The 23,565-nt window shown below is 44.2% G+C and carries 18 protein-coding genes; 7 read left to right on the forward strand and 11 right to left on the reverse strand.

Annotated elements, in window-relative coordinates; translation table 11 throughout:
• Positions 1-118 precede the first annotated feature (118 nt).
• Complete coding sequence (rfaH, locus tag OJ16_RS18850) at positions 119-619, forward strand: transcription/translation regulatory transformer protein RfaH (RefSeq protein ID WP_040992947.1); 501 nt, start codon at positions 119-121, stop codon at positions 617-619.
• Between the two features lie 180 nt (positions 620-799).
• Positions 800-1,225, forward strand: coding sequence for a VOC family protein (locus OJ16_RS18855; RefSeq protein WP_040992949.1), 426 nt, complete (start codon positions 800-802; stop codon positions 1,223-1,225).
• A gap of 74 nt (positions 1,226-1,299) precedes the next feature.
• Here OJ16_RS18855 and OJ16_RS18860 read toward each other — a convergent pair whose 3' ends face one another.
• The 3 genes from OJ16_RS18860 to OJ16_RS18870 all read right to left on the reverse strand — a co-directional run bounded on the left by OJ16_RS18860 (position 1,300) and on the right by OJ16_RS18870 (position 5,887).
• The gene (locus tag OJ16_RS18860; protein ID WP_040992951.1) at positions 1,300-3,495 is read right to left on the reverse strand and encodes a heparinase II/III domain-containing protein; all 2,196 of its coding nucleotides are present in this window, start codon (positions 3,493-3,495) and stop codon (positions 1,300-1,302) included.
• A gap of 2 nt (positions 3,496-3,497) precedes the next feature.
• The gene (locus tag OJ16_RS18865; protein WP_040992953.1) at positions 3,498-4,049 is read right to left on the reverse strand and encodes an acyltransferase; all 552 of its coding nucleotides are present in this window, start codon (positions 4,047-4,049) and stop codon (positions 3,498-3,500) included.
• A 65-nt stretch (positions 4,050-4,114) separates the two neighbouring features.
• On the reverse strand, positions 4,115-5,887 hold the full coding sequence (locus OJ16_RS18870; RefSeq protein ID WP_040992955.1) for a sodium:solute symporter family transporter: 1,773 nt from the start codon (positions 5,885-5,887) through the stop codon (positions 4,115-4,117).
• A gap of 161 nt (positions 5,888-6,048) precedes the next feature.
• Between OJ16_RS18870 and OJ16_RS18875 the strand changes: the two genes are divergently transcribed.
• The gene (locus OJ16_RS18875; protein WP_040992956.1) at positions 6,049-6,957 is read left to right on the forward strand and encodes a LysR family transcriptional regulator; all 909 of its coding nucleotides are present in this window, start codon (positions 6,049-6,051) and stop codon (positions 6,955-6,957) included.
• A gap of 58 nt (positions 6,958-7,015) precedes the next feature.
• Here the strand turns inward: OJ16_RS18875 and OJ16_RS18880 are convergent, their stop codons facing one another.
• Positions 7,016-8,098, reverse strand: a complete 1,083-nt coding sequence (locus tag OJ16_RS18880; RefSeq protein WP_052810357.1) for a class I mannose-6-phosphate isomerase — start codon at positions 8,096-8,098, stop codon at positions 7,016-7,018.
• Between the two features lie 443 nt (positions 8,099-8,541).
• Here OJ16_RS18880 and OJ16_RS18885 point away from each other — a divergent pair, with 443 nt between their 5' ends.
• A complete protein-coding gene (locus tag OJ16_RS18885; RefSeq protein WP_040992960.1) occupies positions 8,542-10,332 on the forward strand; it encodes a sodium:solute symporter family transporter in 1,791 nt (596 codons plus the stop codon).
• A 471-nt stretch (positions 10,333-10,803) separates the two neighbouring features.
• On the opposite strand, the gene OJ16_RS18890 is transcribed toward OJ16_RS18885, so the two are convergent.
• The 7 genes from OJ16_RS18890 to OJ16_RS18920 form a co-directional block, all read right to left on the reverse strand.
• The gene (locus OJ16_RS18890; protein ID WP_040992962.1) at positions 10,804-12,348 is read right to left on the reverse strand and encodes a chondroitinase-B domain-containing protein; all 1,545 of its coding nucleotides are present in this window, start codon (positions 12,346-12,348) and stop codon (positions 10,804-10,806) included.
• Between the two features lie 417 nt (positions 12,349-12,765).
• Positions 12,766-14,253, reverse strand: coding sequence for a tripartite tricarboxylate transporter permease (locus tag OJ16_RS18895; protein ID WP_040992965.1), 1,488 nt, complete (start codon positions 14,251-14,253; stop codon positions 12,766-12,768).
• A gap of 9 nt (positions 14,254-14,262) precedes the next feature.
• Positions 14,263-14,739, reverse strand: coding sequence for a tripartite tricarboxylate transporter TctB family protein (locus tag OJ16_RS18900; protein WP_236688437.1), 477 nt, complete (start codon positions 14,737-14,739; stop codon positions 14,263-14,265).
• Between the two features lie 68 nt (positions 14,740-14,807).
• Positions 14,808-15,734: a tripartite tricarboxylate transporter substrate binding protein gene (locus OJ16_RS18905; protein WP_040992967.1), complete on the reverse strand. Its 927-nt coding sequence runs from the start codon at positions 15,732-15,734 to the stop codon at positions 14,808-14,810.
• Positions 15,735-15,747: 13 nt separating this feature from the next.
• On the reverse strand, positions 15,748-16,224 hold the full coding sequence (locus tag OJ16_RS18910) for a hypothetical protein (protein WP_040992969.1): 477 nt from the start codon (positions 16,222-16,224) through the stop codon (positions 15,748-15,750).
• Between the two features lie 450 nt (positions 16,225-16,674).
• Positions 16,675-18,825, reverse strand: coding sequence for a heparinase II/III domain-containing protein (locus OJ16_RS18915; RefSeq protein ID WP_040992970.1), 2,151 nt, complete (start codon positions 18,823-18,825; stop codon positions 16,675-16,677).
• A gap of 2 nt (positions 18,826-18,827) precedes the next feature.
• Positions 18,828-21,020: a heparinase II/III domain-containing protein gene (locus OJ16_RS18920; RefSeq protein ID WP_040992973.1), complete on the reverse strand. Its 2,193-nt coding sequence runs from the start codon at positions 21,018-21,020 to the stop codon at positions 18,828-18,830.
• A 312-nt stretch (positions 21,021-21,332) separates the two neighbouring features.
• Here OJ16_RS18920 and OJ16_RS18925 point away from each other — a divergent pair, with 312 nt between their 5' ends.
• The 3 genes from OJ16_RS18925 to OJ16_RS18935 are packed head-to-tail and all read left to right on the forward strand — an operon-like array spanning position 21,333 to position 23,293.
• Positions 21,333-21,668, forward strand: a complete 336-nt coding sequence (locus tag OJ16_RS18925; RefSeq protein WP_040992975.1) for a cupin domain-containing protein — start codon at positions 21,333-21,335, stop codon at positions 21,666-21,668.
• A gap of 34 nt (positions 21,669-21,702) precedes the next feature.
• A complete protein-coding gene (kdgK, locus tag OJ16_RS18930; RefSeq protein WP_040992977.1) occupies positions 21,703-22,635 on the forward strand; it encodes a 2-dehydro-3-deoxygluconokinase in 933 nt (310 codons plus the stop codon).
• A 34-nt stretch (positions 22,636-22,669) separates the two neighbouring features.
• Complete coding sequence (locus tag OJ16_RS18935) at positions 22,670-23,293, forward strand: bifunctional 4-hydroxy-2-oxoglutarate aldolase/2-dehydro-3-deoxy-phosphogluconate aldolase (protein WP_040992980.1); 624 nt, start codon at positions 22,670-22,672, stop codon at positions 23,291-23,293.
• Positions 23,294-23,565 lie beyond the last annotated feature (272 nt).

The following is a 23,565-nucleotide window of genomic DNA, read 5'->3' on the forward strand; positions in this document are numbered from 1 at the left end:
GAATTTTTCAAACTATGCTCAGAGGCTTTGTTCGCTTGTCGCCTGCCGGCACCTTCAAGTTGTTTGGGCATATGACGATGTGTCTGGTAAAATAAAAAAAACAAAAAATATAACGAAGATGAAATATTGGTATTTATTGTATTGTAAGCGTCAAGAGCAGGCTAGAGCCAAGTTACACTTGGAGAATCAGGGGGTCGAGTGCTATTACCCTGATATGTTAGTCGAAAAAATTGTCCGCGGTAAAAAAGAGTTAGTAACTGAAGCGCTTTTTCCTGGGTATATTTTTATCCAATTTGACCCTGATTTAGGCCCGTCATTCACGACCATTCGCTCAACCAGAGGTGTGGCGGACTTTGTACGTTGTGGCTTGCTACCTCAGAAGGTGGATCAACGTATCATCGATAGTCTGAAGCAAATGGATGAACTCAAAGAGTGTCGTTCTCAGTTACCGAACAAAGGTGACATCGTGACGCTGACTCAAAGTGAGTATAAGGATCTTAAAGCGATTTATTTGGAACCCGATGGTGAGCGCCGCTCATTTTTACTCGTCAATATATTGAATAAGTTGGTGAAGGTCAGTGTCGACAACTCGTCTTTAGACACCGATTCACCGTCTTAAATTCGTTAAAGGTAGCGTCTTCCTGCTTACAGTGAATGGTGTGGAGTCGGGCTTATATTTCCATCATTCATCTCTATAGCGATGAACGATCCCGCTCTTCAGTGATTGCCCGCTTCTTTATCTTCCTTGATTCATTTGCCTTTGCCTCACACACGTATAATTAGATATTTGGATATCAGCATGCCTCAATCTGCACAACAACCCGTACAACAGCAAATCGGAAATATTGCCCTAGTGGTTGAAAATTACGACGATGCTATCGAGTTCTATACGAAAAAACTGCAATTTACGTTAGTGGAAGATACCGATTTAGGGGGCGGAAAGCGTTGGGTTCAAGTATCGCCGCCTAACTCAAACGGAACCAATCTTCTTCTTGCTGAAGCAAGCAATGAAGAACAAAAACGAGCGATTGGAAATCAAACCGGTGGTCGCGTATTTTTGTTTTTACAAACAAATGATTTTTGGCGTGATTACGAGTTAATGAAAAGCAATGGTGTTGTGTTCAATAAAGAGCCAAGAGTTGAGGAGTACGGCACCGTTGTGGTCTTCCAAGATCTTTACGGCAATAAATGGGATTTACTTCAACTGAACAGAGCCGCGGTTTAAGTTCAAATTGACGCTATAAAAAAACCGCCAAAAGGCGGTTTTTTTATAGCGGTTGCTATTTATTGCGTCACAACTTATTGCGTCATAACACCGGTTTGCAAATTAAACATCCATTGCTGTGTTGGCGTTTTAACGACGAGTTGCTGATCATCAACAAACTTAACGTCGATGTCACTCTTACTGCAGGTCGCTGCGATAACGTGCTTTGATGCCGAAGGCAAAGACCATTCGATATGCGTTACGTTCGGGTTCGCATCTGAAACAACAGAGTCACAATGCTGGTTTTGTTCATCATACCCATAGCTGATCGTCGGCTTAAGGGTAGGGTGACTTGCTAACGTTAAAGCGTAATTGTGGCTAGGATGCGCAACCGTGATTTGCTGCTCACCCCACGCACATCCAAGTTCAGAATGGAGTCGCCATTGAACCGGTGCGGATTGAGTTAACGTAATATTGTCTATTAATATGACGCCTTGTCCCGCAATGAAAATGATGTGTCGAGTGACCCCAGACGCACCTTCATATGCATTCGTTAAGTCTAATTGATTGATGTACCAATCTTCTCCAGCATACTCATAAAGTAAACGCGCATCCGCGCTTTCATTGTCAAGAATCTGACCGCACCCATCGATTAACGGTAGGTTGTGCGCTTGAGTGGTTCGGGTCCAATTGGTATGGTGGCCACTTCCAAATCGATACCCATAACTGCCCGTTGGTATGAGTACACCATGACCATTATCCAACAAGGCGATATTGCCTTGATCGGCGTGTCGGTGCGAGCTGTTACCAAATGGACTGGATCGGAAAGATAAAGACAGCTCTTGGCTGGTCACTTTACCTAGGCCGGCAAACGCATAGAAATGATGAGAAAGCTCGGTATTGCTACGGGCATTCACCGTATTTAGAGCATGTGCGTTGGCGTAATTTATCTGGTGCTTCGTTGGGATGACATCAAGCAAATGGAGATCGTAAGTGCTGATGTTGCTCTCCATTTCGTGACATTTACGACGAACGACGCCATTACCAAAACGATCGGCATAAATACGCAGTGGATTCTGGGCAAAAAATCCTGGCCATTCCTTCCCGTCGCGCTTGCACCAGAAACCATCACCAAATGGATGGATAGAATCATTCGGTGCAACAAAGTCCATCGCAAATTTGCAATATTCGCGATAGAAAGGATGGTTGTAAAAGGAAAACCCTTGAATGCGTTCAACCGATAAAAAGAACGGATGGAACCATTTGCTGTACGAAGACGAATAAAACGGGCCTTCAGCCCAGCTGCCATCTTCGCCACCATAAAAAGGCAACACCGATTGATAAATCATCAATGCGTAGTCGAGCCAACGCGCGCATGTGGTTCGAGAATATTCTTTATGCAATGCAAGAGCGGCAATACCAAGATAAGCAGGCAGTCGCGAGGTATGGGAGTGCCCCGGAAATTGCTTAAACTGGTCCTGTTCTAGGCGCTCTTCCATTTGATACGCAATGCGGATCAACATTGGTCGAACAAATTCTTTCTCACTGTCAGTCAGCAAGGGTGACAACCAGTGGTAGGCTAGGAATAAGTTTCTAGCTAAAGAAAGGCCAACTTCATCACCCCAAGTGCAAGGGCGTAATAAAGACGCAGGGCCTTCTGGGCTCCATTCGGCTAAACGAAGCAATAGTTTGACTGCGTTATCGCCTGAAGTTTCATCATTCCAAATTTTATATAGCAATACCAACGCGATAAGATCACGATCAATCCACTCACGCACGTTGGCTATCGCGGTGCGCTTACCTTCTTCTTGGCCACGAATGTAGTGATTTGGGTAAGAAATCGCATTAAGATCGAACTTCTCAGCGGTACGCTTAAATTGTTCAAATGCTGACCAAGATTCAACACGAGAAAGTTGAATGTCTTCGTCAAAGTACATTAAAAATTGGTCGTGCTCGACACAACGCTCAAATAGCGCTTCGGCGGTCGGTGGTAGGTACGCAATAGCGTCTTGGTTAATTGAAAAACCAAGCCATTTGGATTCATTGCCATCATTATCGACGATCTTCCAACGGTAATTACCAACAGGCAATAACTGAGGGATGCGAACCGGCGAACAAACATCATCCAGCTTCCATTGTTGGCCGAGTGAAAGGTGCTCTAAATAGAAAGTGTACGTTGCGGCGTATTCAGCTTGTGGCCAAGTGAAGCGAGGTGGATTGACAGATGACGCTTCATTGTTTTTTGGTGAAATGAAGACTTGAAAATCATGATGTCTGTATAAATCTAACATGTCTATCGTGCGCTCCCTGCCCAAGAGTACTGACCGGTGCTGGCATCAATTGAGCCAATTTGTTTTGCAGGAGAACCTGCCATAATTGCGTAAGCGGGAACATTTTGAGTGACAACAGAGTTCGCACAAACAAGTGAGCCCCGACCAATCGTTACGCTCGGGGTAATAACGACGCCCGCGGTTAACCAAACGCCATCTTCAATCACAACTTTGCCTGCGGCAAGGTCGCTGCGCCCGCTGAATGAATCGGTGGTTGGGTCAAACATATGATTGGATGCGACGATCGTCACGTGGGGGCCAATAAAGATATTCTTGCCAATGGTCACATCGCCATTAATGTAGCTGTATAGGCCGATGTATGAGTTTTCGCCAATTTGGTTTTCGCCAATTCGGACAATGGCACCTGGTGCTAATCTTACGTCTTTATTTTGAAAGCCTAGAATTTGCGCGCGGGTAGTGTCGTCGGCGTGGTTATTACTTTGTGTCGTGTAAAGCGTGAACTTGCGAAAATCTTCATCACTGATTTCGCCACCAAATCGCTGTTGTACAGACATGGGGACTCCTAAGAGGCAGAGAGAACGTCTCTCTGCCTGAGTTATAGATTAAACTGATAGGTCGATTAAGAATGCGTCACTTGAAGTGCAGGCTCTTTCTTCTTCGAGTAGATAAGTAGTACGCCGATCGCCGCAACAACACCCGCAACAACTAGGAACAAGCCGCGGCCCCACATTGGGTTTGGAATCAATGCCAACGCTGCTAAGAACACTGACGCAACCAGTAGCATTTTAGCCAATAGATCGTGTTGCTTGTTGTCCATCATGATGCTGGTTTCAGTTTCTTCTAACACGATTTCAGTATCGATATTGTTGAAGAATTTTTCGATATCCGCAGCACGTTCTGGTGATGGTTCTTTGTAGAAGAATTGAGACAGAACGAAGAATGGTAGCGTAATCGCCATGTGGCCAATTACACCCAGTGTTACAGACTTCATTTCTGAGAATTCACGCGCTGTTAGCGGTGTATCAAGGTTCAACAATGATTCAATCGTTTGTGGAGTAATACCAAATGCGATAATAGCAGAGACACACATACCCACTAAGATTGTACCCCAACCAGCCCAATCCGGTGTTTTACGAATAAAGAAACATAGAATTGATGGGATTAGTACAGGGAAGCCAACTAATGTACCCACTAGCATCATTAGGTCGAACAAACCGAACTCTTTTAGAGACGTTAGGAAAAGACCCGTGATGATGATGATGATACCAAACGCTGCTGTTAGGACTTTACTCACGAACATTAGGTTCTTTTCAGAGAAATCTTTACAGAAGTAAGGTTCGTAAACACTTTTTAGAATGATACCGGCGTTACGGTTTAGCGCTGAGTCCATTGAAGACATGGTTGCAGCGAACATCGCAGCAAGCATTAGGCCCACCATGCCCACTGGCATTTCACGTTTTACAAAGATGTAGTACGTCGCATCAGCCACTTTATTGCCAAGACCGGTTAAGCCCCAGGTTGATGTATCAGGGTAGTTACCCGCAACAAACCATGCTGGTAAGAACCACATTAGTGGGCCCACAATCATTAGTGCACAAGCAAGTAGAGCAGCTTTACGCGCGTTTTTGGTATCTTTAGAAGCAATGAATCGGTACGAATCAACCATGTTGTTGGTACTGAAAAACTGTTTAACAAAGATACAGATAAACCAACCTGTAAATAGGTAAGTGTAGCTATAGCCTTCACCGATAAGCTGTTCAGTTGGTAAGCCAACTTCAAGCAGATTGGTTACACCGCCTGATTTCCAAACCGCAACGAAAGCAGCAACAAAGGTCATCACCGTGATGATGATCATTTGCATGAAGTCAGAAGCGATAACCGCCCAGCTACCGCCAACAAGTGACATGAACAATACCACTAAGCCTGCACCAACGATGGTTTGCTCAAGAGGTACATCCACAACCGCACTGGTGAATACCGCTAAGCCGTTAAGCCAAATCGCAGCTTGTAGAACGCTAAGTGGTACGTTGGCCCAGGTGAACACTTGCTCGTTCAGTTTGCCCAAACGCATACGAGCGCCTTCAAGTGGGGTAATGACGCGCATTTGGCGAGCTTTAGCGGCGAAAAATAGGTAGTTACAGAAATAACCAAGTGCGTTTGCAAAAAAGACCACTGCCACCGACATACCGCTGGTCAGTGCTTTGCCCATCAAACCAGTGAAGGTCATTGCGCTGAGTGCCATCATAAATGCACTCGAGCCAACCATCCACCAAAGCATGCGGCCGCCCCCACGGAAGTATTCGCTCGTGTTATCTGCAGCTGAGCGGAAAACCCAGCCTAATGCAATTAGAAAAAGGAAGTAAACCAATACAATAACTATATCGATATCCATATAACGTGTTCCTGTTGTTGTCGCGTAAAGGAAAAAGGGAATGATTAGCGAATTTTTAAGCTGTTTTTTGATCGCTATTACACGGATGAATATAAATGGGGCGATATAAATATGGAAATGATATTATTGTATAATGATAATACAATATAAGAATAACCAATATGGACATCAAATCGCTAAAGACGTTTGTGTCGGTGGTGAACAACAAGAACTTTTCGGCCGCCGCGCGTGAGCTGCATACGGTTCAACCTACCGTTTCTCGCCATATCTCGGAGTTAGAAGCAAAGTTAGGGGTGAAGTTGTTTCATAGAAACACACACCAAGTTGAACTGACGGAGGCTGGCGCGATCTTTTTTCCAGAAGCTTTCAAAATCATCGCGAATAACAAACGCGTGATTGAATTGGTCAATCATGCTGGAAATCAAAAGGTGGCCACGTTAAATGTGGGTTATCTCGCGACCGCAAGTTCCTTTTTCTTACCGGATATCATTAAGAGCTTTGCAGTAAGCCAACCTGAGACCACGATCAATTTGTATGAAATGTCGGGTAAGCAGCAATATGATGCAATAACGGAAAACAAAGTGGATGTCATCTTTTGTCGAGAACAACCGTTATTGGCTGACCCGAGATTTTCGTGTGTTGAAGTGTATAGCGATTCACTTGTTGCCGTCGTACCACGTTGTCACCCGTTAGCAGAAGAAAAAGAAATCTCTATTTATGATCTGCGAAACGACAAATTTATGATGTTCCATCAAACCGTTTGGTCTGATGTATTCAAGCATATTGTGCAGCTATGCAAGGAATATGGTTTCACTCCTCAAATGACCTATTCCCCTGAAAATATGCGTCACATGGCAACGTTTGTCTCATCAGGCTTAGGCGTATCCATAGCGCCCAGTTGCATCCAATTTGTAGCAGATAAGCATTGCGTATGTATTCCTATCAAAGAAATGACACTCACAATGCCGTTATACATGTATACAAATAAGGGGAATGAAAGTGATGAAGTGCTTAATTTTGTCGCTTTGTGCCAAAAAAATAGAGACCATATTCGCGCCATGTTGTCATAAAAAATGAAGTCGACGCCAATATGGTTTCATCGAGAGGTTAGGCCGTGCCTTCGTATGGCTAAAATGGGTTAATAGGAGGCAAACACTCCAGTATTTCAACGCCTTGATCGGCGATTATTTGAATGCTGTCAACGCCCGCTGGGCAAAAGAAGCGATCAAATTGCTTTAACTCGAGACGTTGGTCGCCACAAATCAATGAGCAGCTTCCTTGAGTAATAATGCCAATGTAAAAACTGGCCTCTTGCTTATGGACAACACCTTGAATGTTCGACTTATTTACTCGGAAGCATGGCGTTCTGTCGCTTCCAATTAAGGAATAGAGAGCAGATTCCTCATTGTAGTGGCTTATCAACGTTGGCTGAGATCTATAAGTATTTAAAATATCGAGACTGGTTACCTTATTGTAGTTAAACACATCGAGACAAAAATCGAGGTCACGCCCCATAAAACGGGCTTCTTCAGGCAAGACATAGCCGGCTTTTTCAAATTCAAATCTTACCGCCCAGTCTGATGGTTCCATGATCTCGACCATAAGAATGTTCTCACCGATAGCATGGGGCATGCCTCCAGGAATGAAATAGCAGTCGCCGGGTTTTACCGGCACTTTGTCAAAGCAGGACTCGATGGCCGGGATGTTTTGCGTCTCGATCAATTGCTTTAGATCTGAGGGGGTCGGCGGTCGCTGAAATCCCAAATATATGTATGGTGAAGGCGTATCACACGAAAGTATGTAGTACGCTTCGGCTTTTCCTGACTTTGAATCAAGATGCTGCTTAGCAAACTCGATAGTCGGGTGAGCCTGAAAATGAAGCCTGATTGACGAGTCTAAGTATTTGACGAGCAACATGGGATTTAAACCAAATTGCTGCACGTGCTCGACGCCAAGAAAATAATCACTATCGATTTCAATAAGCTCATCAAGATTCAACGTGTGCTCATTGATTGTCGTCTTCGATATCCCTTCGAATATGTGTTCTCGACCTTTGTTGTTTGCTTTGGTGGTTGAGAATATCCAATCTTCAGGAAAATGGTCGTCATCAATACCATTATTTCCATCCAGTTTGTTTAGTGACTCCCCACCAATATAAGTACGCCAAACTCGATTGCGAGAAAGTGAAAAAACACGACCTTTATAATCCATATTAATTACCATTTTTCATTATTACTTTAGTTGTAGACATTTAAATCGCTGCCATGTCGCGCACAGTAAAGCTTTAAATAACAATGGTCGATGGTTTGAAATCTTATTTGTGAAGATGATCGATAATATTGTATTACAAATTTGACTAAGCGATACAAAGAGAAGATTCTGATAAAAAACAACCAAAGCGAATGATTTTAAGTGACTTAAATCACATTAATTGGGTTTTATTGTCTTTAGAAAAGGTTTTCCCTAAGTTTAAAGAATGAATCTGGTTGATATGTATGATTATTCGTTTTGTTTTTTTTTGCTCGGGTTCATTGTTTTCTCGATGAGAGCGTGGAATTGCTTGCCAAGCTCTGACCCCTTACATGTTAAAAGATTTTAATTTCATTAGTTCCTGTATTTATTTTTTGTTAAATTTTTAATAGAAGGCTTTAAATGTGACTATAGATATTTTTATTGTGATTGTGTATTTCCTATTCCTTATTGGATTGGGGATGATGTTTAAAGATACTTCCGGTTCATCAACAAGCGAATATTTTCGTGGGGGCGGTAAAATGCTCTGGTGGATGGTCGGTTCTACGGCATTTATGACCGCACTGAGCGCGATGACCTTTACGGGTGTAATGGGTAAGGCGCTAACGGTTGGTATTTCAGTCGTTGTTATTTTTTACGCTAACGCTTTGGGCTATTTCTGTAACTATCTATTTTTCGCGGCAAAAGCACGTCAAATGCGTATCATTAGTCCAATTGAAGGTATTCGTATGCGTTTTGGTGCGGTTAGCGAACAAGTCTTTACTTGGGCGACCGTACCATCAAGTGTCTTGCAGGCTGCGCTTTGGCTGAATGGCCTAGCGGTATTTGCGAGTGCGGTATTCAACATCCCAATTAGCACGACGATCGTCGCAACAGGTTTGGTTGTACTTGTTATGTCTTTGATTGGCGGAAGCTGGGCGGTTGTGGCTTCTGATTTCCTTCAGATGATCATTATTACCGTTGTAACCTTTATTGCGACGGTGGTTGCCGTTTGGAAATCAGGCGGCGTTGCACCGATTCTTGAAGCTGGATTGCCAGACCGTGAATTTGTCGGCGAAGGTTACACTTACGCATACTTGTTTGTGGGTTGGTTCATTTGTATTTTTGTGAAGCAATTTTTTAGTACCAATAATATGATCGATTCTTATCGTTATATTGCAGCAAAAGATACCAAGAATGCGCGTAAAGCGGCAATTTTAGCCTGTACTTTGATGGCGGTTGGACCACTTATTTGGTTTTTACCAGCATGGTATGTGGCCGGAAACTACCCAGATACAGCGACTTGGGGCTTAGAAGCTCTAGGATCTAAAGTGAGCGATGCGACATACTTTGTTTTTGTTCGTAACGAAATGCCTTTAGGCATGATCGGCTTAATGATGTCAGCGATGTTTGCGGCAACGATGTCTTCAATGGACTCAGCGCTAAACCGTAACGCAGGTATCTTTATTAAGAACGTGTACGAACCGTACATCAACAAAAACGCATCAGATACAAAAGTATTAGCTGCAAGTAAAATCGTTACCATCGTATTTGGTCTAGTGATCATCGTGGCTGGTTTGTTGATGAGCGAACTGAAAGGCTTTGGCTTGTTTGATGCGCTAATGCTAGTCAGTACATTGGTTGCATTCCCAGTATTGATTCCATCACTACTGTGTTTCTTCATCCGCAAAACACCAGATTGGGCGGGTTGGGCAACAATTGCTGTGGGCGCTTGTGTTTCTTCTTTCATCGCGTTTGTGGTTTCACCAGAGATGATTCAAAACGTATTGGGACTAGAAACACCGCTAACGTCGCGTGAATTTGCTGAGATGAAGTCGATTACGCTCGGTGTAGTAGGCCACGTATGTATCACCGGTGGCTTCTTCCTATGTACTCAGTTCTTCTATAAAGAACCAGTAGGCAAGCGTGCTGAAGAAATCAATAAATTCTTCACGAACGTCGATACTCCTGTGATCGTAGAAGATTCTAAGCAATCTCGTGAAATGGACAAAAAACAACATTACTTGTTGGGTCGTGTTTTACTGATGGCAAGTGTCGCTTTGTCATTGCTAATCTTTGTTCCTAACCCTATGTGGGGACGTTTACTGTACCTGTTGATGGCTGCCATTGTGGGCTTTATTAGCTTCTTATTGCTAAGGGCATCACGTCAAGATTCAACAGAGCAAGAAACAACAATGACTCGTGAAACCGCATAGTTCACAGCGTTCACTGTGACGCACCGAGTCTTGAAATTTTAGCTTAGTGACAATCCTCGCCAATGTGCGAGGATTTTTTATATAGGTAGCCTCAATACGGAGTAAAGCAAGTGAGTTAATGAAAGAGCGGCCGATAAAATGAAGATTCGACGACTAATATTGTCGTGGCAAGACCCGGTGACTAGCAACATTACAGCAAGTGATGCCGCTTGGTGTGGCGCTATGTGGATTTGCGGCATGTTTACCTGTGGCGGGAGTGAACAGTCAAGATAGGGTGTAAAGGGAGGGGCATGGAGGGGGTAATTGCTACGGTATGGCCGAGTGGAGTGAGGTGAGAGGATGAATCACAGACGTTTTTGATAGGGGAAATGCACTGCGTGAATGAGTTTTTTTGCCGGATTGTTGGGGGAAATAGTTCGCAATAAACCCCTTCCAGAGTCTCTGAAAGGGGGTAAATAGGGAAGGATTCCGTTACTTCGTTACGATATAACTCGGCCCCGCAATATCGGCGGTAACAACACTGAGTTTCGAAACATCAGCACCAACAGAAGGGCTAGAGACAAAGCCATTAATCTTCGTGGTGTCTGATAATACCGTCGTAAACTCTTGCACGAAATTTGGCTCGACGATTTGACCAATATAAACCTCACCCTCATTCGTTACGTTAGTCAAAGGCGTCACTTCAGTGGCTTTGATTGCGATATTCGTTTCTTTACCCGCAGACACAAAGTTATGGCTAAAGTGAACAGTATCGCCCCCAAATACCGAGCCTACCACCTTATTATCATACATGCTGACGCGGTGAACTTGTTCGCCGTAGACAATGCCATTCTCATTATTGATCAATGAGTTATTGGTGATTTTGATGTTCTTAGGCGTCCATTGCTTATTCAGCTCTTTACCTTTGGTTTCTTTCGAGAGTTTCTCACCGTTGGCCACGTCAATAATCCCGGTATTGATCACAATCCCTGCACGCACATCGGCGTTGCCCGCAATGCCTTCTTCACCCATACGGGTTTGCGTAATGTAGTTATTGTGTACAACATGGTCTTCATCATAAATACGGATACCACCGGTTAGATTTTTGTCGCCACCGATGATGATATTGTTTTCAATATTGTTCGCTTTACCGTGGCGTAGAGAAATAAGTCCTGCCGACTGATAAATGGTATTGCCTAATATCTTATTGCCACCCGATTTCACCGCAACGAGTTCTTGCTCTCCATCCATATTAATCAGGAGATTATCGCTAAAACTTGAATTCGATGGGTATTGAGAAGTGGTGCTGAAACCCATTTGGACGGCTTCCCAACTGTTTGAGTTAATGCGAATCGCTTCTTTAATATCGAGTTCACCAAAATGGCCTTTCGACATGTCGAGGAAGATATTTTTTTCGACGACATGGTTGTCTGGCGTATTGTCTTTTTGCAGTAGGATCAATGCGCCTCGTTTTTGTTTACCTTCAAAACGATTGAGTGTAATCGTTGCTGACTCGCCCCAAACCGTGATCCAAAGACGTTTCGGATATTCTTGTCGTTTCGTATCAGGTTGGTAAGTATAACCATCGTTGAAGTAGTAGAACGTTGAGTTAGTCAGGGTGTTGTTGTCACCGTTGATAACAATGCCACCATCTTCATCGTTTGGGCCGCCTTCAGTGAATACAAGGCCATCTAAGCGTGAGTTATTGCCATCAAGGTTTAGCTGAACTAACCCTGTGAACCATGTTTTGCCAGGCTCTTCCGCTTGAATGGTTAGGTTATCGGCGGTGATTTTAACTTCACCTAAATGAGCGTATTTCCCCGAAGTGATGAGAATGGTTTCGCCATCTTTGGCTGTTTCAAGTCTATGTTTGAGTGCTTGTACCGCTTGTTGAGAATGGTCAATGAGATCAGCGGAAGAAATGCTCGATAAACGATCACTAGAAAGAAGAGCATCACGAGAAATAGTGTCAAGATCGAGTGCGTAAGAGGAGTGTGCGCACATGAAAATCAAGCTAGCTAAAAGTGTTTTTTTCATTTTAATTCTCTTAATAATAAATCATTCATGTAGGGTATATCTAATATAAATAATAACTTAGCATAATTGTAATACAATAGTGCAAGTGGTTTTTTTGGCACTTCTTGATCGCTATCCCATAAGTCACAATCGATAAAATCTCGTGCTAATAATGGGCGATAAGTCATGGTTAATTTTGATGATTCGTGAGGTGGGGGCGCATTGAAAAAACGAGAATGGCTGGAAATAGGGAACACTGGTGGGATGATCAAAACATAGAGAGATAGAAATATAAAAAGGGAAAGAGATCAAAGCAGAAGCGATGAGAGGAGGGCGAAGATAGGAAGACAGGATAGAAATGGGACGATGTATTGGCTAGATAGCATCAAGGCCGAACGAGTCGACCTTGATGTTTAACGCCTGATTAAGCAGTGAAGTTTAAGCGGCAGTTACTTTGGCTTTCTTCTTCATTCTGAGTGTTGAATAGACAGAGAAGATAGCAAGCACAACGAACGCAAGCGCGATAGGACGGTCGTACAAGAAAGACCACGAGTTATCGTACATCAATAGCGCTTTACGAAGGTTTGTTTCCGCCATTGGTCCTAGAATGATAGCCAGTAGGATCGGCGACGAAGGGATTTCCATTTTATTAAGAATAAATCCTAAGAAACCAAATGAAATCGCAATACCCACATCGAACATTGAGTTGTTAATCGCGTAAGCACCAATGATTGAAAGGAAGATAATGATTGGAATGATCATGATCTTCGGCACTTCAATGATTCGGCAGAAGAAGCGAATGCCCAGTAAACCCACCAATAGCATCACTACGTTAGCAACCAGCATTGAGCTGAATACGCCGTAAACAACTTCTGGGTTTTGTGCGAACAGCAATGGACCTGGAGTCAGACCTTGAACAATCAATGCGCCAAGTAATACAGCGGCAACCGCATCACCCGGGATACCTAGCGTCAGTAGGGGAACCAGTGAACCACCCGTTACGCCATTGTTGCCCGATTCCGCAGCGGCAAGACCTTCAAGCGAACCGTTACCAAATTCTTCTGGTTTTTTCGATGCACGCTTGGCTTCGTTATAACAAACAAACGCAGAAACATCCGCGCCCGCGCCTGGAACGGAACCAATCGCGGTGCCAATCAAACCACTTTTTGTCATTGTCGGTAAGATGGCTTTAAAGTCGGCTTTACTTAGAATTTTGTGATCAAATTTCGGTACTTTCGCTTGTTTTTCTTTTAACAACGTTTCAATTTGATTAATGGCTTCTGACAAGGCAAATAAGCCGATCAGCACCGGGATAACGTTAATGCCGCTGTACAGATCCATCACACCAAAGGTAAAGCGTGGCACGCTGCTGATAGGATCAAGGCCAACGGTTGAAACCAACAGACCAATCGTACCTGCCAACAAACCTTTTAAGATGTTTTGTGAAGAGACGCTGACAATAATGGTTAGACCAAATAGGGCCAAAGCGAAGTATTCTGGTGCGTTAAATCGTAGTGCGAAGTTTGCCAGTAAAGGGGAGATCGCAATCAGAACGATGGTACTGATCAAACCGCCGGTAAACGATGCAATAGCAGAGATACTCAGTGCTCTCGCCGCTTGACCACGCTCAGCAAGCGTATGGCCATCAAGCACTGTCGCTGCGGATGCCGGTGTTCCTGGTGTTTTTAATAGAATCGCAGCAATTGAACCGCCATAGATACCACCGATGTACACGCCGATCAGCATCACAAGAGCAGGGGTCGATTCCATGCCAAAAGTAAACGGCAATAAGATCGCCACGCCCATTGTTGCGGTTAAACCAGGCAAAGCACCGAGAATGATCCCGCCCACCACACCAAAGATAAGCATGGGTAGAACGTCAGGGCTAAACGCAGTAAATAGGCCATTTATTAAGTGTTCAAACATAACGTATCCTTAAAATAACTGGCTTTCTGGAAGCGAAATAAAGAAGACTTCGCCAAATAAGTAATACACGCCAAATACAAAGGCACAGGCGATGACGTAATACAGAGGTTTCTTAACTTTAAAGAAAACGAGATAAGTGGCGAAGGCCACTAAACTTGCGGTTAAATAACCAATTAAATTGATCAAGAATGCATAAGAAATAAGAAAAACGACGGCAAAAATCGCCATTTTTGAAAACAGCGGAGAACGCTCAGTAGTCTCTTGTTTCTTCATCTTGTGCTGGATCATCAAAATAACACAGATGATGATTTGTGCTATGGCGATCACGCTTGGGAAAAACTGCGCATTGACGCTCGCATCTTGGAAATAAGGTTCAGCAAACTGGCTAATGGTAATCAACGCGGCCACACTCACGGCAATCATGAGAAGTGGGAAAAGGATATCTCTATCAAATAGTGTCTTAGAAGGCATGGTTTCTTTTTGCATATGGGGAAATACCTCTACACAGAAGAGCACATCAAGAGGGTGATGTGCTCTTTGTATTCGAACGGTGTTTATTTAATTAAAACGGCAAGTTCTTTGCTGTCTTGCTCAACAAACTGAGTAAATTCTTCGGTGTTCATGTTGTGGATAGTCATTGCACCGTTTGCCATAAACTCTTTAAATTCAGCGGAAGCCATCGCTTGGTCAAAGGCTTGGCCCAATGTTTCGACAACGGCATCCGGTGTGTTTTTCGGAGCGCCAATACCACGCCATGTACCCGTTACAACATCAACGCCTTGCTCTTTCAGTGTTGGGACGTCTGCAATGTACTCAATACGCTCGTCAGACATAACACCCAGCGCTTTTAGCTGACCTGAACGTAGCTGAGCAATCGCTTCACCTGGAGTAACCATAGTCACATCGGTGTGTTTACCTAGCACTGCAGGAATCGCTTCTGATGAACCGTTGTAAGGAATTGCGTTGAATTTGATGTTTTGATCTTTTTCTAGCGCCATTAGGTAGAAGTTTGGCGCTGCTGTTGAAGCAAATTTAACGATACCGTCGCCTTTTTTCGCTTCGTTGATCAGATCATGAATCGTGTTGAAAGGGCTGTCTTTATGAACCAGCACAACCGCAGGGTCCAGGTTTACCATACGAATCAGTTTAAAATCACTTACATCATGTTGCATTAAACCCATTTGAGGCAGTGACGCAATTTCACGAGTCACGACAGTCAGTGTGTAGCCGTCCGCACGCTGTTGCGCGCCAAAGCTCATCCCAACGGCACCAGCGCCGCCAGTTCTGTTCATGATTGAAATGTTCTGGCCCAAAATGTCTTTTGCTGAGTTCGCTAAAGTGCGACCTACCGCATCCGTACCGCCGCCCGCACCAAAAGGTACGATCAAGCGAATGTTCTTAGTTGGGTATTCGGCTGCGCCCGCTGCCGCAGAAAGTAATAGGCCAGCAGTGCAAAATAGAGAGATAAGATGTTTATACATAATAGAGACCTTCTTATTTGTTTCTGTAGGTTTTTGTAGGGTTATTGGTTTTGTTTTTTTGATATTCGCTCATACAAAGCTGTTCAAATGCGACAGCAATCCAGCCGCTGACCAACATGTCGAACCATTGTTCAACGCCGCTGCAGGCAACAACAATGTCTCCGTAGACAAACGAGCCATAAAACAACAGATCGTCGTCATGAAGAGAAGAGGTATGCAGCGTTTGGCTTGCAAGGTTAGGGCGAGTGCTACGCCACGCTTGACGTGCTTTGTTACGAGCAAATTCGTCGAATGGAATCGTCCATTCTGATGGGTTACCTAGGGAGGTTTGGCACAGAATGGCATCTTCAAATGACGCTTCCCAAGGTTTCACGCGTGGGTCCATCACGACAATATGCAATTCTTTACGGTTTGTTTGTTCAAAAAGAAGTTCAATAGAGGGCTTAACCAGCTCGATTGCTTCCATTGCGATCTCTAGATGATTCTTCATCAATAACGATGCCTTTGTTATTTTTATCGATAAAGAAATCATATTGTATGACATGAATTTATAAAATAATGGAGAATCATAAATGGTGGTTGGATCACCATTGAATCAATCAAATAGAGGCTTAGATCTGATTTATATTTCGAGTGACAAATAAGAGTGTGATGGAGGTAGTGTTTTATTGGTGCCGTTTTTTGGCCTTATAAATCATATTATATGTAAGAGTTATTCATGAAATGAATGTCACGGATGCTTATAAGGGGATATGCCTGTCCGATTTGACGTTATTTGGCTATAGACGAGGGGAGGTTTGGACTGACATAAAAAAAGCCGAATAGACATTCGGCTTTGACTTAGTTCCCGATTAGAGGCTATTGCTCATGATAGGTTGCCATGTTTATACGGCGTACACCTGACAATCACACTAGCCTCGCTAGTTAACCCTACCGTTAACTAGAGCTGTGCGAATGCGCCTTCCCAAGCGTAAACGACGCCATCAAACTCAACGCTGTGCATTGCGTTTTGATTCTCTTCATCCAGGTTGCAGATAGCAAAGTGGTAAGTGTTGTTTGTTGTTGTTTCGATACGAACAACCGTACCAACTTCATTGTTACCAACAACGTGTACTGATTTTATAAGACCACGAGCGCCAACAGAGGCTTCGATAGACTCGTTGAAGTAACCGTGAGTCTCTAATACTGAAGCAAATACGTGATTCTGTGCAGACTGACGTAGGATAAACGCAGGCTCGCTCTTCAAGTTGAAGTCAGGATCGTTTGCGCCAGTGCGAGCGAAAATGACTTCGCTGCCTTCTACTGCGCTCGTTACCATGCTGTAGTAGCTGCTGTCGTGTAACCAGCTTACTAATGAGCTTTCGTTCACTTTACCTGAACCGACATTCCAAAGGTGCTGATAACCGTTTTCTTCGCCTAGTGGCTTCAACGTGCTTTCTACTTGGTAATCGAAATCCGTGCGGATGATTTGGCCTGAGTGGTGTACAGGCAAATCGTATTGGTGTTCTGCATCGGCTTCAATACGGTAGATGTCAATCACTAATGGCTTTTCAAATTCTTCTAGCTCAGCAAGAATCACGCTACGTTGCATGTCAACACCAGTGTAGTAGTCAGAGATTTGACCACTCATGCCTTGGAATGCGCTGTTGCTTGCATTGAAGAAATGTTTCTTACCGAATTTTGATTCAGCAAGTGCTGTGTCAAAATTGTTCTGTGTTTTCTGATCAACGGTAACAGTGTTGTGCGCGATAGTTTGCTTACAGTACGTTTTGTTTTCAGGGATGTAACGACCGCCAAATTTAGGCTCAACGTTTACCCAACGACCGAAGCCGTAATCGTGCAGCACTTCATGGCCACGGTTGAACACGCTTAGGTGTAGACCGTCATAGTGGCCGTGGTCTAGCGCTGAGTGGTATTGGTGGTCTGAACCGTGTTGACCAAACCAAATCAGTGCCATTGTGTCGTCATCTTTCGCATCACGATGACGTAGAATGCTTACACCGCCTTTCTCACCTTTAGGGCCATCAGTAACAAACAAGCTGCCCCAGTTGAATGGCTTGATCTCTTCTGCTGCAGCAACCGCGTTAGACAGTGTTTGACCTGAAGTGTGTACCCAAACATCTTGCTGGTGGTTAGCCATGCCAAGTAGTGTTTCAGTTTGCTCGTAACGGTGGTAACACACTGAAGTCGCCATGATAACGCCTTCATCATTGATCGAAATCGTTTTTGATGAATCGTTGAGTGCTGGCAATGTACCGTCTGGGAAGGCGGTTTTGAAAACAGCGTATGACGTTGTTTTGATAACTGAATCGTTGAATTGGTAAATGCCCAGTTCTGGCTGACGACGTTCAATCGCTTCTGCGAACAAGTAGATTGGACGTAGAGAAAAGCGGTGGTAGTACGGACCTTCCATGTAGTAGCCGTCTGGCGAGAACAGTTGGTCTAGCTGCGCTAAGAAACCGCCGCTGACTTTGTCTAGTTTCAGACCGTAAAGCGCTTTGTCTACCGATTCTTGGTCGTTGATTGCGTAGCCACAAATACCAACCGCTGCCACTGCCCATAGGCCGTGGTTGTGGACGATATCGAAGTCGTGTGCGTAAGTAACAACGAACATTTCGATCATTTGCTTAAGCAGGTCGTCTTCGATTAGGCGCTTTTGCTCTTCAGAAAGCGTGTGGTAAATGCAGCTGTACGCACAAGAAGCGTAAAGCATCCACATGTTTTCGTTTAGCGTTTGGTGGAACAGCTTACCCGGAGGGTTAGAGTCACGGCTCACGTTGCTTTCAAGAGTCGGGTACACGGTCGCGTACGCCGTTAGCATATCAACAATGTAGTCGCGGTATTTGGTTTCTTCTGTGATTAGGAACAGACGACCCGCAAGATCCATGTGGATGTAGTTTTGTTTGTGACGGTTATGCTCGTAGCCGCCGCCTTCGCCGTGTCCTGGAACTTCAATGCCCACTTCTGCCATGTAAGCGTCAGTTTGTTTGATGTCACGCGCAAGTGCATTGCCTAGAAGGCTTGATTTGCCAAGTTCTGTACGCAGCTCAGCTGCCTCTTCAAAGTTCAGTAACAGTGGTTGATAAGTCATTTCTATTTCTCCAGTTCAGCAGACATTGGGTTGATAAGGTTCACTTCAAGTGAATAGAAACCTGTCCAGCTGTACGTTTTGTCATTTAATTCAATGTTGTGCTCAGTGGTATCAGTGGCATCGATTTGATTGCTGATCATCACTGTGACACGAGATTTTTTGGTGGTAATTTCAATCACAGAGCCCATTGCGCTGTGGCCGATCACTTCAATATTTTGAACTTCGCCACGTGCACTGACCGATTGCTCGAACTCTTCGTTGAAGTAACCGTGCGTTTCTAGAACCGAGGCAAATAGGGTGGATTCACCTTTACTGCGCAAGATAAACGCAGGTTCAGAACGTAGGTTGAAGCTTGGATCATTCGCGCCTGAACGAGTGAAGATAATTTCTGCATTGTCGTTCGAGCTTGCGCCTAACCAGGTGTAGTAGGTGTTGTTTTGCAACCAACTTACGAGTGCGGTGCCATTCACTTCACCGCTGGCAACATTCCATAGGTGTTGGTAACCAAAGTCATTGCCTAAGGTATTAAGCTCTTTGTTTGCAACGTATTCAAAGTTGGTGCGAACAATTTGGCCTTCGTATTGGTGTGAATAATCGTACTGGTGCTCGCCTTCGCCGCCTTTTGTTGAATCTAAACGGTATAGGTCTAATAGTAGCGGAGACTCTAGCTCTTCAAGGTTTAGCATGAACACGCTGCGTTGCATGTTAAAGCCTTGGTAATGATCGTTGGCAAACGCACTCATGCCGTTGATGGCTGTATCTTCTACTTTAAAGAAGTGAGGCAAACCATGGACGGAATCTGCACGATCAACATCAAAGTTGTTTTGGCATTGTTCATCAATCGTCACGGCGTTGTGAGCGATGGTTTGACGAGCGTACGATTTGTTCTCATCAAGGTAACGACCACCAAATTTCGGCTCGACGTTAACCCAACGGCAGAAACCGTATTCGCGCAGGACTTCTTGCCCACGATTAAAGAACGTGATGCCAAGAGTATCAAAGTTGCCATGACCCATGCCATGTTGGCCGTAGTTCATCACAAGTTGTGAAACATCGCCTTTTTTATCCTGCATGCGGATAAAACCTTGAGCACCACTATGACCTTCAGGGCCTTCGTTGAGTTCAACGCTTGGCCAGAAAGGCATGCCAATTTCTTGCTCTGCCGAGGCTGCCTTATAGGCGTTTGATAACTCAAGACCACATGGATGCATCCACACGGCATCTTGAATCTTCGCCATACCCAAAATGTTTTGGTCTACGCCGTTTTCAGAAGCGTAATGCTTGCTGTAAACACTGACAGCAACTTGAACACCCATGTCGGTAATGCCCATCGTGCGAGAAGCGTCGTTCATCGCCGGGAATTCACCGTTCGGGTAAGCGGTAGAAAGAAGCGCTTGTACCGTGTTGCCAATCACACCATTTTTGTAATTGTAAATATCGACTTCAGGCATGTGGCGGTGAATGACTTCAGCAAAGACACACGTTGGTCGAATGGCATAACGATGGTAGTAAGGGCCTTCCATGTAGTAGCCAGACGGCGCAAACAGTTGTGAAATCTGAGCGAGGAAGCCACCGGTATCGTTGCGGTCTAGGCCGTAAACTGACATTTCTAAGTATTCGCGTTTGCCTAGAGCAAGGCCACAAATACCCACGGCTGCGACAGCCCAAATTCCGTGGTTATGAATACGATCAAAGTCATGCGCGTATTTCACCGTAAACATATCAAGCATTGGCTCGAAAATGCGTTCTACAACGGCTTGACGCTCTTCTTCAGACATGGTTGACGCAACGCAAGAGTAGGCAAGGCTGGTAAACATTAGCCAACAATGTTCGTTTAGGATCTGGTGGAACAAACGACCGGTTGGGTTGGTGTTCTTTTGAACATGGAAATCAAACGTGAGGTATTTTTCAGCGTAAAGCGCCAACAGTTCACGAACGAATGCTGCGTATTTATCGTCTTTAGTGATTAAAAATAAACGACCCGCCAAGTTCATGTAGGTGTAGTTTTGTTTATGACGGTTATGTTCATAACCACCCGCTTCACCATGACCAGGAACATCAAGAGGAAGCTGCATAAAAGCTTCAACGTCTTTTTGATTTGCGGTGATGGTTTTGCCCATCAAAGTATCAGTACCTAGCTCTTTATGTAAAAGCTCGATTTCTGAATCGGTTAACAAAATAGGTTGTGTCATCATTTTTATTGCCACCCTCAAAACTAGAAGTGCATACTCAATGCTAATGACGATAAAGTAATACAATATGAATTATAAGAAAAGTGTAAGGCTAAAAAAGAGAGATCACCATCACCTTTCTTTGTTTAACTTATTGATAGTTATAGGCTGTATGGCGGGCTGTTAGGAAGTGTTCGGTGAGCTATGATCGTGGAATAGACGGACAAGATATGACGTATATCACACAATTTAACTATATTGTATTACAAATAAAGAAAACTCGATATGATGGCGTCATTCAATATTTGCTTAGTTCTATACATTTGGAGAGACACAATGAACCACTTCTTTAATTTACAAGAAAACCCTTGGGAAGATATCGGCGGCGGCATCAAGCGTAAAATCGTTGGCTATACCGATGAGCTAATGGCGGTTCACCTTTCTTTTGATAAAGGCGCAATTGGCGCACCTCACGCACATGAAATTCATGACCAAATTGGTTATGTGGTGAGTGGCAGCTTTGAAGCAGAAGTGGATGGCGTGAAAAAAGTATTGAAAGCAGGTGATGCTTACATCGCTCCTAAGCACTTCATTCATGGCGCTGTGGCACTTGAGCAAGACAGCATCCTACTGGATATGTTCTCTCCAGCTCGTGAAGACTTCTTGAAATAACGGTAGCCGCAACCTCAGTTGCTAAGGTAGAAATATGAACATGATTAATATCGCTATCATCGGCGAATGTATGGTTGAGCTGCAAAAATCTGAACACGGCCTAACACAGGCCGTGGGCGGAGATACGTTAAATACGGCGTTGTACTTAACCCGTTTAACTCAAGCTCGCAACGTGCGTACTAGCTACGTCACTGCACTTGGTGATGACCCTTTTAGTGAAGATATGATCCAAAATTGGAATCACGAAGGGATTGATACGAGTCTAATTTGTCGCGTATCAGGCAAGCAACCAGGTATTTATTACATTGAAACCGATAATACCGGTGAGCGTACGTTCCACTATTGGCGTAGTGATTCCGCTGCAAAATATCTATTCGATCAAGATGAGACTCCACAACTGATTGATCGTCTAATGACGTTTGATGCGGTTTATTTAAGCGGCATCACGCTTGCTATTTTGACGGCGAATGGCAAAGAAGTGCTTTTCAATTTCTTGGCAGCGTTTAAAGCCAAGGGGGGCAAAGTGTTCTTCGACAACAATTACCGTCCTAAACTTTGGCCTAGCCAAGCAGAGGCAATAAGCTGGTATTTAAAAACGCTCCATTTAACGGATACCGCGTTACTGACTTTTGATGATGAGCAACTGTTGTTTGGTGACATGAACGTTGAGCAGTGCATTGAAAGAACAAGAGAGGCGGGCGTTAGTGAAATCATCATTAAACGTGGTGGTGAAGCTTGTTTGGTTGTACAAGACCAGTTAGCAGAATTTGTGGCGCCAAAACCGGTTTCAAATATCGTCGATACAACGGCAGCCGGTGATTCCTTCAGCGCTGGCTTCTTAGCACGTCGTTTTACCGGTGGTAATGCGATTGAATCTGCGAGTTTTGGCCACCAATTAGCCGGCAATGTTATTCAACACCAAGGCGCTATTATTCCTAAACAGTTCACTCCTGAGCTTCCACAATAGCCAATAGGCTATTTGACTGATAAGAGATCTTTCAATGACAACACTGAACGAACAACTCGCAAATCTTAAAGTTATTCCTGTAATTGCGATTAACAAAGCAGAAGATGCGCTGCCACTAGGTCGTGCATTGGTTGAGAACGGCATGCCATGTGCTGAAATTACCTTGCGTACTGAATGTGCAATTGAAGCGATTCGCATCATGCGTAAAGAATTCCCTGACATGCTTATTGGCTCAGGCACTGTGCTAACGAATGAGCAAGTTGATGCGTCTATCGACGCTGGCGTTGATTTCATCGTAAGCCCAGGCTTTAACCCACGTACGGTTCAATACTGCCTAGACAAAGGTGTTGCGATTGTACCGGGTGTTAATAGCCCAAGTCTTGTTGAGCAAGCAATGGAAATGGGTTTGCGCACCCTGAAGTTTTTCCCTGCTGAGCCTTCAGGCGGCACGGGTATGCTAAAAGCATTGACGGCAGTCTACCCAGTGAAATTCATGCCTACGGGCGGCGTAAGCTTGAATAACATTGATGACTACCTATCGATCCCATCTGTGCTTGCGTGTGGCGGTACTTGGATGGTTCCAACAAACCTTATTGATGAAGGTCGTTGGGAAGAATTGGGTCAATTGATCCGTGACGCGGTCACGCATGTAGCGTAACCCTTGCGATAGGCGTTTTAGCCTTTGCGGAACGGCCTAATGCAAGACAGCATAAGCGAGCTTTTTAGCTCGCTTTTTTGATCTTTGAATAGAAGGAATTCCCAGTATTTACGGGGTTCTCCGTGCGATTATGGCCATTTTTTGTGGTTATTTGTATGACTTAATGTATTAAATCATCCGATGCGTTGAATGAAATAGAGACAAAAGTTCGCGATATATGGTGCGAAAAGCTATAGATAAAAGGGGGTGACGATAAATTTTGTTTGAGATTA

The organism is Vibrio renipiscarius (genome assembly GCF_000827885.1).
GTDB classification, from domain to species: Bacteria; Pseudomonadota; Gammaproteobacteria; order Enterobacterales; family Vibrionaceae; genus Vibrio; species Vibrio renipiscarius.